The organism is Arthrobacter alpinus (genome assembly GCF_900105965.1).
Taxonomy (GTDB): domain Bacteria; phylum Actinomycetota; class Actinomycetes; order Actinomycetales; family Micrococcaceae; genus Specibacter; species Specibacter alpinus.
Genome location: NZ_FNTV01000001.1, coordinates 3,567,780 through 3,580,297 on the forward strand (window position 1 = coordinate 3,567,780; position 12,518 = coordinate 3,580,297).

A 12,518-nucleotide genomic window follows, 5' to 3' on the forward strand; every position below is an offset into this window, starting at 1 on the left:
TCGTGAAGGCTGGCCCTGGCGCGGCCCGCATCTGGTGGTTCCAACAGTAATGGCTTTATTTCAAGTGTGACCGGCGTTTCTAGGGCAGATCTAGTCCCATCCTGTGCCGGAGCTGTGAACTCGCGGCAAGCGCCCAGACATCTATGGTCTGATGGTATTTATGACTCCGCAGAGCAAAACTACTTCCGCGCCGCTGCCCAGCATGATCAATTGGGACCTTGCCGCCAAGACAGCCGCGAACTTAACACCCGCCGGTCCTGCGCTGAAGGGTGCGGAGATTGCCGCGGCCGTGGACAACCTCAGGCTCATGGCGGAGACGTCCGTTCCTCACGTTCATGAAATCAGCCGGCTCGAGGCAGCCAAGGATCTACGCGATTCCGAAGTGCTGGTCGTGGACAGGGCCTCCTGGGCCAAGGCCAACACCCAAAGCTTCGCCGTCATGATGGACCCGGTATTGCGGGCGATTGCGGCCAAACAGGCCAATACCACCCAGAGCGGAGCGTCCAACAGCAACGCGCTCAGCGCCACAGTCACGGGCGCCCAGCTAGGTGGCGTATTGGCTTTCATGTCCAGCAAGGTTTTGGGCCAGTACGATCCCTTTGCCGCCCTGGCGCCGTCGAGTTCGGCTGCGCAGCAGGCTTCCGGCGGTCGCTTGCTACTGGTGGCGCCCAACATCATCACGGTGGAGCGTGAACTCAAGGTTGACCCGGCCGATTTCCGGCTCTGGGTGTGCCTGCACGAACAGACCCACCGCGTGCAATTTGCTGCCGCGCCGTGGCTGCGCCACCACATGCTCAGCGAGATTGAGAAGCTCGGTGAACTCCTGGTGGGTGACTCGGAAAAATTTGGCGAACGGCTTCTGGCGTCAGCAAAGTCCTTGGGCGCCAAGAAGGGCACATCAGGCAGTGATGTACAGGATCCCAGTCGCGGCGGGGTCTTGGACCTCCTGCAAAATCCCGAGCAGAAAGCTGCGCTGTCCCATCTGACGGCCGTCATGAGCCTGCTTGAAGGCCACGCCAACGTCGTCATGGACGGGGTGGATCAGCGGATCGTGCCCACCGTTCGCACCATCCGCCAGCGTTTCAACGGCAGGGGCAAGGACCGCGGCGTGATTGAAAAGTTCATCCGCAACCTCATCGGTTTGGACGCGAAAATGCGCCAGTACAGCGACGGCGCAAAATTTGTGCGTGACGTTGTTGCCGTGTCCGGCATGGACGGCTTCAACAATGTCTGGACGCAGGCAGAAAATCTGCCCACGGAACCGGAAATTCACAACGCCCGGCTTTGGATTGAACGGATGGGCCTCTAGTTGGAATCCACGTTCACACCTCCGGAACACCGCCGTGCCCGCGGCCGCCTGGACCCCACCGTTGGCAAGGCGAGAGCCATGGTGGGCGAGCTTCTCGGCCTGAAAACCACCGGCAAGAACCGCCCCGTTGAGAACCCTCCGCTGATCCTGGTTGGGTGCAGCGGCGGCCCTGACTCGCTGGCGCTGGCAGCTGTCTGCGCCTTCTTCGCCACCCGCGGCGAAGTTCGTGTGGGTGCCGTGGTGGTTGACCACCAGATGCAGGATGGAAGCGCCGACATAGCCCAGGCAACCGCGGCCCAGTTGCGGGGGCTCGGTCTTGACCCGGTTCTGGTGCGCACCGTTGATCTGCAGCACGACGGCGTTGGTCCGGAAGCGGCGGCCCGCGCCGCCCGCTTTGGCGCACTTGAGGAGGCGGCGCTGGAATCCGGGGCCAAATATGTCCTCCTGGGACACACCCTGGATGACCAGGCCGAGTCCGTGCTTTTGGGCTTGGCCCGCGGTTCGGGCACCCGTTCACTGGCCGGAATGCGTGAACGTCGTGGAATGTATCTGCGCCCCTTCCTTGCCCTGCGCCGCCATGAGACATTGGCCATATGTGACGCACTCGCCTTGGCCCCTTGGCATGATCCAGCGAACCAGGACCCGGCCTATCTGCGGGTCCGGGTCAGGAACAACGTCATCCCCTATCTGGGTTCCGAACTGGGCCCCGGGATCGCCGAATCCTTGGCAAGGTCAGCGAATATTCTGGGGCATGATGCAGATTATTTGGACGAGTTGGCGGATGCCGAGTACCTCAAGCTGGCTGTCCGCACCCCGGCGTCGGAGGGTGGAAATGACGCGGGAAATGGCGAAATAACTGGCGGCACGCAGGAAATTGCCCTGTCCGAAGACGGCCTCAGGGGACTGGCTCCGGCCTTGCGGATGAGAGTGTTGGCGCTGGCCGTCGTCGAACTTGGGGGAGTGCAACCAAGCCTGGAACGGTTGGGTTCTGCCGAAAAGCTGCTCGAGCGCAAGGGCTCCGCAGGACCGGTGCAACTGGCCGGAAAAGTCAGTGCCTGGCGAATCTCACGAAACCAGGCTGTTCCCCACGAGGGCCCCGGCTATGGGAAGCTAGTTCTTAGACGCAGCAGGTAAGCGCCCATTTGTACTAAAACCAGTACCAAAACCTTCACAATCAGGAGTCATTGGTGGATTCACAAGACGTCCAAGCCGATCTTAAGCACGTTCTTTATACCAAGGAACAAATCCAAACCCGCGTCGCCGAACTGGCCGCACAGATTGATGCTGACTACCAGGACCGCGATGTCCTCCTGGTCGGTGTCCTCAAGGGTGCTGTCATGGTCATGGCCGACCTGTCCCGGGCGCTGCACAGCCACGTCACCATGGACTGGATGGCAGTTTCCTCCTACGGCTCCGGCACACAGTCCTCGGGCGTTGTTCGGATCCTCAAGGACCTGGAAACGGACCTCATGGGCAAGCACGTGCTCATCGTCGAGGACATCATCGATTCCGGCCTGACCCTGTCATGGTTGCGCGCCAACCTGATGTCGCGTGGCCCGGCCTCGGTTGAGATCTGCACCCTGCTGCGCAAGCCTGACGCCGCCAAGGTCGAGATCGACGTCAAGTACGTGGGCTACGAGATCCCCAACGAATTCGTTGTTGGTTACGGCCTGGACTTCGCTGAGAAGTACCGCAACCTGGACTTCATCGGCACCCTGGCGCCGCACATTTACGAGTAGGCCTCGTTTGTAACGCCCGTTTCCCCGGTTTACTTCGGGGAGGCGGGCGTTTTTGCGTTTCAGGCACCCTCGCATGCCACGCGGTGTCACTTTTGGGTGAAAATTAGACCAAAGAGGTAAAAACGTTATGCCCTCAGGGAACTATTGGGCATTGCCATACGTGTAAAAAGGCGAACGGTGTAAAGCTATTACATGGGAACGTGTCGCCGCGTCCGCTACAGGTATGAATTGGTTGAGCAGGAGGGACGAGGCCTAGCCTCGAACACATGAAAGTCAAGAAACTCTTCAAAGGTCCGTTTGTCTGGATCGTTGTGGTGGTTGTGCTCATTGGAGCCGGCCTGTTCACATTGACCGGCACCGGGACCAGCCGCATTGGCACCTCCGAGGCACTGGACCTGCTCAAGAGCGACAAAGTTGCCTCAGCGAAGGTCTTTGGCTCCGAGGGCCGGGTGGATTTGATCCTCAAGGATGACTACACAACTGCCGAGGGTCGCAAGGCCGGCAAGAACGTGCAGTTCTACTACGGTGGCTACCGCGCAACAACCATGGTTGATGCCATTGACGACGCCAACCTGGAAAAATTCGATGACCAGCCGGCATCCAATAACTTCTGGTCCAGCATGCTCTCGCTGCTGATCCCGTTCGTCCTTATTGGCCTGATCTTCTGGTTCCTGTTCTCCCGCATGCAAGGTGGCGGCTCCAAGGTCATGCAATTTGGCAAGTCCAAGGCCAAGCTGCTCACCAAGGACCACCCGCAGGTCACGTTCAGCGACGTGGCAGGTGCCGATGAGGCTGTGGAAGAACTCCACGAAATCAAGGACTTCCTGCAGAACCCCGCCAAGTTCACCGCCGTTGGCGCCAAGATCCCCAAGGGCGTGCTGCTGTATGGCCCTCCCGGAACGGGTAAGACCCTGTTGGCCCGCGCCGTCGCCGGTGAAGCTGGCGTACCGTTCTACTCCATCTCCGGTTCTGACTTCGTTGAAATGTTTGTGGGTGTGGGTGCTTCGCGTGTCCGCGACCTCTTCGAACAGGCCAAGGCGAATTCCCCGGCCATCATCTTTGTTGACGAGATCGACGCCGTTGGCCGCCACCGCGGTGCCGGCATTGGCGGCGGTAACGATGAACGTGAGCAGACCCTCAACCAGCTGCTCGTGGAAATGGATGGCTTCGACGTCAAGACCAACGTCATCTTGATTGCCGCAACCAACCGTCCCGACGTCCTGGACCCCGCCCTGCTGCGCCCGGGCCGCTTTGACCGCCAGATCCCTGTTGAAGCACCCGACCGTTTGGGCCGCGAACAGATCCTGAGGGTTCACTCCAAGGGCAAGCCCATGGCTCCCGGCGTGGATCTGAACGCCGTTGCCAAGAAGACCCCCGGTTACACGGGTGCCGATCTGGCCAACGTCCTGAACGAGGCGGCCTTGCTGACCGCCCGCTCCAACGCCCAGCTCATCGATGACCGAGCCCTGGACGAGTCCATTGACCGCGTTATGGCCGGACCGCAGAAGCGCACCCGCGTCATGAAGGAAATGGAACGCAAGATCACCGCGTACCACGAGGGTGGTCACGCCTTGGTGGCCGCAGCCATGCACAACACGGCCCCGGTTACGAAGATCACCATCCTGCCTCGCGGCCGTGCACTGGGCTACACCATGGTGGTTCCTGAGGATGACAAGTACTCGATCACCCGCAATGAGCTGCTGGACCAGATGGCTTACGCGATGGGTGGCCGCGTAGCCGAGGAAATCGTGTTCCACGATCCCTCAACCGGTGCCTCGAATGACATTGAAAAGGCAACGGCTACGGCCCGCGCCATGGTCACCCAGTACGGTATGAGCGAGCGGATCGGTGCCGTGAAGTTGGGTGCCGCCGCGGGCGAGCCGTTCGTTGGTGGCGGCGGAGGTCACGAACGTGACTACTCGGAATCTGTTGCCGGGATTGTGGATTCGGAAGTCCGCAAGCTGATCGACCAGGCCCACGATGACGCTTACGAGGCCCTGATCGCCAACCGCGACATCCTTGACCGGCTCGCCCTGGAACTGTTGGAGCGCGAAACCCTGAACCAAGCCGAAATCGCAACGATCTTCACGGATCTTCGCAAGCCGGCCGAGCGCAAGGTCTGGCTCTCCAAGGACACCCGCCCCGTCTCGGATCTGCCCCCTGTCATCACCGACAAGGAACGGCGTGAGGCCGCGGCCGCCATCGAATCTGCAGCGGCGCCAGCACTGGACTTGACGAAGGATGACGCGCCGGAACTGCCCGGCCAACCGTAATCGAAGATAGGATCACATCCGTGACTTATTACGACGACGAACACGACCCCACGCAGGGCGGTGCCTCAGGCGCCGCCCTGCCGGGTGACGAATTCCAGGTTGACCTGCCGCGCATTGAGGCGGCCGTCCGGGAAATCCTGCTGGCCATCGGCGAAGACCCTGAGCGCAGCGGACTCCTTGAGACCCCCAAACGTGTTGCCAAGGCCTATGGCGAAGTTTTTGCCGGCCTGCACCAGGATCCGGCCGAGGTCCTGGGGGTAACCTTTGACATTGCGCACGAGGAGATGGTCCTCGTCAAGGACATTCCCTTCTACTCAACGTGCGAACACCACCTGGTCCCGTTCCATGGCAGCGCACACGTGGGCTACATCCCGGCGTTGGATGGGCGCGTTACCGGCCTGAGCAAGCTCGCACGCCTGGTTGATATTTACGCCAAGCGCCCGCAGGTCCAGGAACGGCTCACCACCCAGATCGCAGATGCCTTGATTGAGCATCTGAAACCTCGCGGCGCCATAGTTGTCGTTGAGTGTGAACACATGTGCATGTCCATGCGTGGCGTGCGTAAACCAGGGGCCAAGACAGTCACCAGTGCTGTTCGTGGTCTGCTTCATGAGCCCGCAACCCGGGCCGAAGCCATGAGCCTGATTCTCGGAAGGTAACTTTACAAACCATGGATTCTCTCGCAGCCGCCCCCGGTACGGGCCCGGCCACCTCACCCTTGCCCGTCCTACGGGCACGGCGCGCGGTGGCAACGTTTGCCGCCCTGCCGAAGGACCGCACGGTGGTCATGGGTATCTTGAACTGCACCCCGGACTCCTTCAGCGACGGTGGCGAGTACAACTCCACCGAAACTGCCATTGCGCATGGTTTGCGCATGTTTTATGGCGGTGCGGACATCATCGATGTGGGCGGGGAATCAACCCGCCCGGGCGCAGTGGATGTTGACGAGCTCGAGGAGCAGCGCCGAATCCTGCCGGTTATCTCCACCTTGGCCAAGGCCGGCGCCTTGATCAGTGTTGACACGCGCCACGCGTCCACGGCCGCCCTGGCACTGGATGCCGGTGCGGGGCTGATCAATGACGTCTCCGGAGCGCACGTTCACGATGACATGATTGCCCTTATTGCAGAGCGTGGAGTCCCATACGTTTTGATGCACAGCCGCGGCAACTCCCGGGCCATGGATTCCTTGACCCAGTACACCGACGTTGTGGAGGACGTGGTGCGTGAACTGGGTGAAATTCGCGCCAAGTTCTATGCTGCGGGTGTCAAGGAGGAAAACCTGATCCTTGATCCAGGAATTGGTTTCTCCAAGACCGCGGAACAAAACTGGGAATTGTTGGCCAACCTTCAGCAAGTGGCCGAGATGGGCAACAAGATTCTGGTGGGCACCTCCCGCAAGCGTTTCCTTGGCTCGTTGCTGACCAGTGCCGGCAAGGCCGCCGCACCCAAGGAACGCGATGACGCCACCTCGGCAACCACCGCCATCTCCGCGGCCCAGGGTGTGTGGGGCGTTCGCGTGCACGACGTCGGAGCGAGCCTTGACGCTGCAAAGGTCGCCGCCAAGCTGGTGGCTGGCAAGCGCGCCCGCGACGCCCGGCTGCTGGCTGCCACGCAGGTTGGTGGCGAGTGACGCCTCCGGCCACAACTGCGGTGGCACACAGCGATTTGATCAAGCTCTCCAGCGTGACGGCCATCGGCTACCACGGTGTTTTTGAGCATGAGAAGCGCGACGGCCAGCCGTTCATCACCGACGCAGTCCTGCACATGGATGTCTCGGCTGCGGCGCAAACGGATGACCTGAGCAAAACGGCCGACTATGGAGCCGTTGCGGAGACCATTGTTGCCCTGGTGACCGGGGAGGCTTTCGATTTGATTGAAACTCTCAGCGTTCGCATGGCTGAGAAGATCTTGGCCGACTTCCCAGTGGTCAATGCCGTGGAGATCACCGTACACAAGCCGAAAGCCCCCATCCAGGTGCCCTTCGGCGATGTCAGCATCACGGTATTCCGCTCACGCACCGGAACAGAGCTGGCATGAGCACCGTCCGGCCGCTGACCAAGGCCATTTTGGCCTTGGGCAGCAACCTTGGCGAACGAAAGGGCACGCTGCAAAGTGCCGTGGCCGATCTTGTGGACCGGCCCGAGGTGCGGCTGCTCAACGTCTCGCCAGTGGTCACGACCAAGGCTGTGGGCGGGCCCGTTGGCCAGCCCGACTTCCTGAACATGGTTATTGCCGTGGACACGAGCCTGACTCCGGAAGAACTTCTGGCGCACTGCCAGGCCGTGGAGCTGGCCCATCACCGGACTCGGGAAGTGCGCTGGGGTGCCCGCACACTGGACGTTGACATCATCATCTACGGTGAAGTTCTCAGCGATGATCCGGTCCTGACGCTGCCGCACCCGCGTGCCGCCGGACGGGCCTTTGTTCTCTACCCGTGGTCGCTCATGGACCCGAATGCCACCTTGGCCGGGGTGCCCGTAGCGGAATTGGCGGCCGTTGCCCCGGATATGGCAGGTATTGCCCATGCCCAGGACGGCCTGCTGGCTCAGGACTCACCAAGCACAGCCCAATAACGGCATCGCCGCGTAGCAGTACGGCCCAATGGCTGGCAGCTACAAGATCAAAGGGCCGCAAAGAAGTCCAAAGCGGCAAAAAACCAGTACGGTTAAATGTGTAGTTCCAACGCGAATCGATGAGGCAATCATGAGAAGCACAATGCGGACCATCAGGCCCACATGGCTGCTGGCCGTGGCCATTTCTGCGGCAGTCATTGGCTGGGTTGTCACCGAGCTGACCTCCCGGGCCAGCTTGGCCCTACCGGTCTTGCCGTTGAGCTCTCTGGTGACCATGGGCTTGATCGCCGTGGTGTGCCTGATTCTAGGCTTGAAGGTCCGCCGCTGGCGTGACGGCAACCGTGACAGGGTCCTGGACCCGCTGCTGGCCGCACGCACACTCGTGCTTGCCCAGGCCTGCGCCTACGCGGGAGCCATGCTGTTCGGCTGGCACGCCGGCATCCTCCTGGACCAGCTGCCCACCATTGCCTTGCGGGCGGACCTCGGTGTCATTTGGCAGATCGTGGCGCTGCTGTCAGGCGGGGTTGTCATGGTGGCCGTGGGAATCGCCGTCGAACGTTTCTGCAAGCTGCCGCCGGAAGACAGCGAGCCAACCCCCAAACCACGGCCCAAACGCGAAAGCCATGGGGAGGAAGAATTTGCCTAAGCAACACATCAGTGCGATCGACCCCGCCGACGTCACCTTTCTGGGCGTTTCCGGGAGACTCATCACGGCGCGGTTCATCTCCGGCGGCATCGGCGCCTTGATCTTACTGGCCATCACCACCCTTCCCCTTGTCCTGAAGCTGACAGGGGTCTGGAGTGGCTACCCCACATGGCTCGCATGGGCGGCCCCGGCCGTAGTGATCCTTGTTGCGGTGTGGGAAATGATCCTTATTCCACGGCAAGTGCGCGCCATTGGCTATGCCGAACGCAATGAGGACCTGCTGATCCGCGGCGGCATCATGTTCCACCGGGTCATGGTTGTCCCGTATGGACGCATGCAGTATGTGGATGTCACGATGGGACCGCTGGAACGCATGCTCGGGCTGAGCACAATCCACCTGCACACGGCCTCGCCCGGAACCAACGCCGTGATCAACGGCCTGCCCGCGGCGGAGGCGGCGCGACTGCGTGAACAGCTCTCGGCCCGTGGTGAGGCGAAATTGGCCGGCTTGTGAGCGAGAATCTTCTTGACGGTGAGCAACCCTTCACCACCGACGATGCACAATCATGGCACCGGGTACACCCCGTTTCGCCGCTGGTCCGGGGCTGGGTTGCGGTTGTTGCGGTCATTTTCATTTTTGGACGAAACTCCCTGGAGTCCGTTTTTACAAAGGGCTGGGACGGCGGGGATTCGCTTACCGGTGGCACACCTGCGCTGTTCATCGCCGCCATAGTGGGAGGCGCGATCGTCATTTTTGGTGCGGCCTTCTTCCTATCGTGGCGTTTCACGCGCTACCAGGTCACAGATGAGCATGTGCACATCAACTCCGGGGTGGTGTTCCGCCAGCAGCGGCGCGCACGGATCGATAGGGTGCAGGCCATCGATGTTGTGCAGCCGCTTGTGGCGCGCGCCTTTGGGCTGGCCGAGCTGAAGTTTGAGGTGGCCGACGGCGGGAAGTCGGCCATGAAGCTTTCCTTCCTCAAACTTGCCGAGGCCAAGCGGCTCCGGGCGGCCATTCTTGCCCGAGCCGCCGGTGTGGCGCTCGATCCGGAAGCGCCGGGGCAAGTGCAGGAGGCCCCCGAGACGCTCGTGCTGGCATTGAAGCCGGGCCGGATCATTGGCGCGGCCCTCTTCGGCAGCACAACTATTGTGGCGGTGTGCGTCATCGTGGCGGCCGTCGTGGCCGTTGCCTGGAGCGGGGAACCCGGTATTTTGGTTGGTGCGGTGCCCCTGTTCATCGGTATTGGTGCCGCGTATTGGAAGAACATCACGGGCGAGTTCAATTTCCGGGTGGCTCTTTCGCCCGACGGCGTGCGCCTGCACTACGGCCTCTTGGAGACTCGTTCGCAAACGATTCCGCCAGGCCGCGTTCAGGCCGTTGGCATCACCCAAGGACCCCTCTGGCGGCTTTTCGGTTGGTACCGGGTGCATGTGAACGTGGCGGGCTACGGCACAGACCCTTCTGACCATGGCTCCAGGACGGTACTGCTGCCGGTGGGGACCCTGGATGAAGTCATGGCCGTGCTGGGTCTGATCTTTCCGGATCCGGGCGTGGACAGCCCCTTCGAGGTGTTTGGTGCCGGTCTGCGTGGCCCCGGGGATGCCAACGGTTTCGTCCACTCGCCACGCTCCGCCCGCTGGATCGATCCGCTGTCCTGGCGACGCAACGCCTTCCGGGCCACCGAGACCGCCTTGCTCTGCCGACGCGGCGTGATCTTCCGCAGCCTGCAGGTGGTGCCGCATGAACGGACCCAATCGCTGGGGCTGCGCCAGGGCCCGCTGATGGCCGCCCTTGGACTGGTGGACTTTGAGCTGCATTCAACGGCGGGGCCCATCCGCCCTTTGGTGCACCACATGTCCCTGGCCAACGGGCTGCAACTTTTTGACGAGCAGGCCGCCCGTGCAGCCACGGCCCGGCGCATCCACCGGAACGAAAAGTGGCTCGCAACTCCGATGGTCGAGGCTGTCGATCCTGTTGCGGCACCTGAGGACACAGAACAACACTTGCGCACCGAGGAGCATGAACGTGGCTATTAAGCCTGGCCGTCTAGGTATTGGAATCATTGGGGCAGGCAAGGTTGGCGCCGTTTTAGGTGCTGCCCTGCGCGGTGCCGGGCACGCCGTCGTCGGGGTTTCAGCGGTTTCGGAAGCCTCCAAGGAGCGCGCCGAGATGCTTCTTCCGGGCGTCCCGGTGCTGGAGGTTGCGCAGATTGTTGAGCGGGCGGAGCTTGTCCTGCTCGCCGTTCCGGACGATGTCCTTCCCGAACTTGTGGCTGGTCTTGGAGCCATGGGGGCGTGGCAGGTGGGCCAGTTGGTGGCACACACCTCGGGGCGTTTCGGTGTGGGCGTCCTGGCCTCCGTGAAGGCGGCCGGTGGCATCCCGCTGGCTTTGCACCCGGCCATGACGTTCACCGGGATGAGCCTGGATTTGGCCCGGCTCACCGACTGCAATTTTGGTATCACGGCCGATCCCGCCATGCTCCCCATCGCTCAAGCCTTGGTGGTTGAAATGGGTGCGGAACCGGTGGTCATCGCCGAGGCAGACCGTGTTCTTTACCACGCGGCGCTGGCCCATTCGGCAAATCACATGGTCACGCTGGTGGCCCAGGCGGCACAGATTCTGGGCGACATTGGCGTTGAATCGCCGAGCCAGCTGCTTGGCCCGCTGCTGCGTGCCTCACTGGAAAATGCGCTGGCATCCGGTGAATCCGCGCTGACCGGCCCGGTTGCGCGCGGCGACATTGGCACCGTGGCCGCCCACTCGGCGGCCTTGCGCGAGCACGCCCTGGATACCGGATCCGGGGATGTCCTTGAGGCTTATCTGGCCATGGCAGGTGCAACCGCAGCAAGGGCCGCCCGGCGCAGGCTGCTCTCCGCGGAGGCGTATCTTGGAGTGCAGGCCGCGTTGACTGCGGACGACGCCGGACCCGCCACCGGGTCCCCGGCCGCTTAAGATATTAACTGGCCAAGTGACGGCCTGCCGGCTGTATCGCGGGCTTTCACTGTGTGATTTGTATGGATTGAAGAGAGTGAAGAGCATGAGCATTGCCTTGGTGACCACGATTGCCGAGCTGCGGGCGCGCACCAGCGAAAAGCTGCGCGAGGTGGAGGCTTCGGGCGGGTCAAAGTCACTGGGGCTGGTGCCCACCATGGGTGCGCTGCACCACGGGCATGCCACTTTGGCCCGCCGGGCTGTGGCGGAAAACTCCGTTGTGGTGGCTTCAGTGTTTGTGAACCCGTTGCAGTTTGGTGATGCCCAGGACCTGGCCCGCTACCCGCGCACCACGGACGCCGATCTGGCGCTGCTGGATGAAGCCGGTGTTGACTTCATGTTTGCGCCCTCCGTGGAGGAGATGTACCCCGACGGCGAACCGTCGATCCGTGTTACGGCCGGAACGATGGGCGAGATCCATGAGGGTGCCTCGCGCCCCGGGCACTTCGACGGCGCCTTGACAGTGGTGTCCAAGCTGCTTCATGTGGCTTTGCCCAACGAAGGATTGGCCGCACCTGGTGGCCGTCCGGCGTATCGCGCATACTTTGGCCAGAAGGACGCCCAGCAGCTGACCCTTGTCCGCCGTATGGTCGCGGACCTGAACTTCCCGGTTGAGATCGTGCCGGTTTCGATTGTTCGTGATCCGGACGGCCTGGCAACCTCCAGCCGAAACCGATTCCTCTCTGAGCAGGAACGTACCGCCGCCCTGGTGCTCTCACGCGCACTGGGGCTGCTGGCGAGCCGTGCACAGGCCCACGAGCCGCTGGACATCGCCTCGGCGGAAGCGTTGGTGCGCAGCGCCCCCGGTGTGGAGCTGGATTACCTGGAAGTTGTTGACCCGCAGACATTGGCTCCGCGAGCCGAGAACTGCCAAGACACTCCTTTCACAGGCGAGGCCATCGCGCTCATTGCCGCCAAGGTGGGCTCGGTCCGCCTCATCGACAACATGCGGCTGGGCTAGCGGGTCTCGTTCCACAAAAAAGCCG

The 12,518-nt window shown here is 62.2% G+C and carries 13 protein-coding genes; all 13 read left to right on the forward strand.

Translation table 11 applies throughout. The annotated features are described in order from the left end of the window. The first annotated feature begins 160 nt into the window (after nt 1-160). The 13 genes from BLV41_RS16280 (at nt 161) to panC (ending at nt 12,493) form a co-directional block, all read left to right on the forward strand. Nucleotides 161-1,309, forward strand: coding sequence for a zinc-dependent metalloprotease (locus tag BLV41_RS16280; RefSeq protein ID WP_139244349.1), 1,149 nt, complete (start codon nt 161-163; stop codon nt 1,307-1,309). Between the two features lie 78 nt (nt 1,310-1,387). Then, nucleotides 1,388-2,443 (forward strand): tRNA lysidine(34) synthetase TilS, encoded by a 1,056-nt coding sequence (gene tilS / locus BLV41_RS16285; protein ID WP_083360984.1) that lies wholly within the window; start codon nt 1,388-1,390, stop codon nt 2,441-2,443. Between the two features lie 53 nt (nt 2,444-2,496). Next, nucleotides 2,497-3,048 carry a hypoxanthine phosphoribosyltransferase gene (hpt, locus tag BLV41_RS16290; protein WP_044579762.1) on the forward strand — a complete coding sequence of 184 codons (552 nt, stop codon included), beginning with the start codon at nt 2,497-2,499 and terminating at the stop codon, nt 3,046-3,048. A gap of 266 nt (nt 3,049-3,314) precedes the next feature. Further along, nucleotides 3,315-5,321 carry an ATP-dependent zinc metalloprotease FtsH gene (gene ftsH / locus BLV41_RS16295; RefSeq protein WP_083360836.1) on the forward strand — a complete coding sequence of 669 codons (2,007 nt, stop codon included), beginning with the start codon at nt 3,315-3,317 and terminating at the stop codon, nt 5,319-5,321. Nucleotides 5,322-5,398: 77 nt separating this feature from the next. After that, nucleotides 5,399-5,980 (forward strand): GTP cyclohydrolase I FolE, encoded by a 582-nt coding sequence (gene folE / locus BLV41_RS16300; protein ID WP_239437600.1) that lies wholly within the window; start codon nt 5,399-5,401, stop codon nt 5,978-5,980. An 11-nt stretch (nt 5,981-5,991) separates the two neighbouring features. After that, the gene (gene folP / locus BLV41_RS16305) at nt 5,992-6,951 is read left to right on the forward strand and encodes a dihydropteroate synthase (RefSeq protein ID WP_044579768.1); all 960 of its coding nucleotides are present in this window, start codon (nt 5,992-5,994) and stop codon (nt 6,949-6,951) included. Further along, nucleotides 6,948-7,358 (forward strand): dihydroneopterin aldolase, encoded by a 411-nt coding sequence (folB, locus tag BLV41_RS16310; protein ID WP_244516945.1) that lies wholly within the window; start codon nt 6,948-6,950, stop codon nt 7,356-7,358. The genes folP and folB overlap by 4 nt, the downstream gene beginning before the upstream one ends. Then, the gene (gene folK, locus BLV41_RS16315; protein ID WP_074712502.1) at nt 7,355-7,894 is read left to right on the forward strand and encodes a 2-amino-4-hydroxy-6-hydroxymethyldihydropteridine diphosphokinase; all 540 of its coding nucleotides are present in this window, start codon (nt 7,355-7,357) and stop codon (nt 7,892-7,894) included. The genes folB and folK overlap by 4 nt, the downstream gene beginning before the upstream one ends. 130 nt (nt 7,895-8,024) lie before the next feature. Next, nucleotides 8,025-8,540, forward strand: a complete 516-nt coding sequence (locus BLV41_RS16320; RefSeq protein WP_244516946.1) for a DUF3180 domain-containing protein — start codon at nt 8,025-8,027, stop codon at nt 8,538-8,540. After that, nucleotides 8,533-9,054 (forward strand): PH domain-containing protein, encoded by a 522-nt coding sequence (locus BLV41_RS16325; protein WP_244516947.1) that lies wholly within the window; start codon nt 8,533-8,535, stop codon nt 9,052-9,054. The genes BLV41_RS16320 and BLV41_RS16325 overlap by 8 nt, the downstream gene beginning before the upstream one ends. Next, nucleotides 9,051-10,577: a PH domain-containing protein gene (locus tag BLV41_RS16330; protein ID WP_074712508.1), complete on the forward strand. Its 1,527-nt coding sequence runs from the start codon at nt 9,051-9,053 to the stop codon at nt 10,575-10,577. The genes BLV41_RS16325 and BLV41_RS16330 overlap by 4 nt, the downstream gene beginning before the upstream one ends. Further along, nucleotides 10,567-11,493, forward strand: a complete 927-nt coding sequence (locus tag BLV41_RS16335) for a Rossmann-like and DUF2520 domain-containing protein (protein WP_239437168.1) — start codon at nt 10,567-10,569, stop codon at nt 11,491-11,493. Before BLV41_RS16330 ends, BLV41_RS16335 begins: the two co-directional genes overlap by 11 nt. 85 nt (nt 11,494-11,578) lie before the next feature. After that, nucleotides 11,579-12,493 carry a pantoate--beta-alanine ligase gene (panC, locus tag BLV41_RS16340; RefSeq protein WP_074713392.1) on the forward strand — a complete coding sequence of 305 codons (915 nt, stop codon included), beginning with the start codon at nt 11,579-11,581 and terminating at the stop codon, nt 12,491-12,493. Nucleotides 12,494-12,518: the final 25 nt, after the last annotated feature.

Excerpts from the sequence above, each read along its gene's own strand:
- BLV41_RS16280 (WP_139244349.1), top strand. The coding sequence starts at position 161 with ATGACTCCGCAGAGCAAAACTACTTCCGCGCCGCTGCCCAGCATGATC.
- tilS (WP_083360984.1), top strand. The coding sequence starts at position 1,388 with ATGGTGGGCGAGCTTCTCGGCCTGAAAACCACCGGCAAGAACCGCCCC.
- ftsH (WP_083360836.1), top strand. The coding sequence starts at position 3,315 with ATGAAAGTCAAGAAACTCTTCAAAGGTCCGTTTGTCTGGATCGTTGTG.
- folP (WP_044579768.1), top strand. The coding sequence starts at position 5,992 with ATGGATTCTCTCGCAGCCGCCCCCGGTACGGGCCCGGCCACCTCACCC.
- folK (WP_074712502.1), top strand. The coding sequence starts at position 7,355 with ATGAGCACCGTCCGGCCGCTGACCAAGGCCATTTTGGCCTTGGGCAGC.
- BLV41_RS16320 (WP_244516946.1), top strand. The coding sequence starts at position 8,025 with ATGAGAAGCACAATGCGGACCATCAGGCCCACATGGCTGCTGGCCGTG.
- panC (WP_074713392.1), top strand. The coding sequence starts at position 11,579 with ATGAGCATTGCCTTGGTGACCACGATTGCCGAGCTGCGGGCGCGCACC.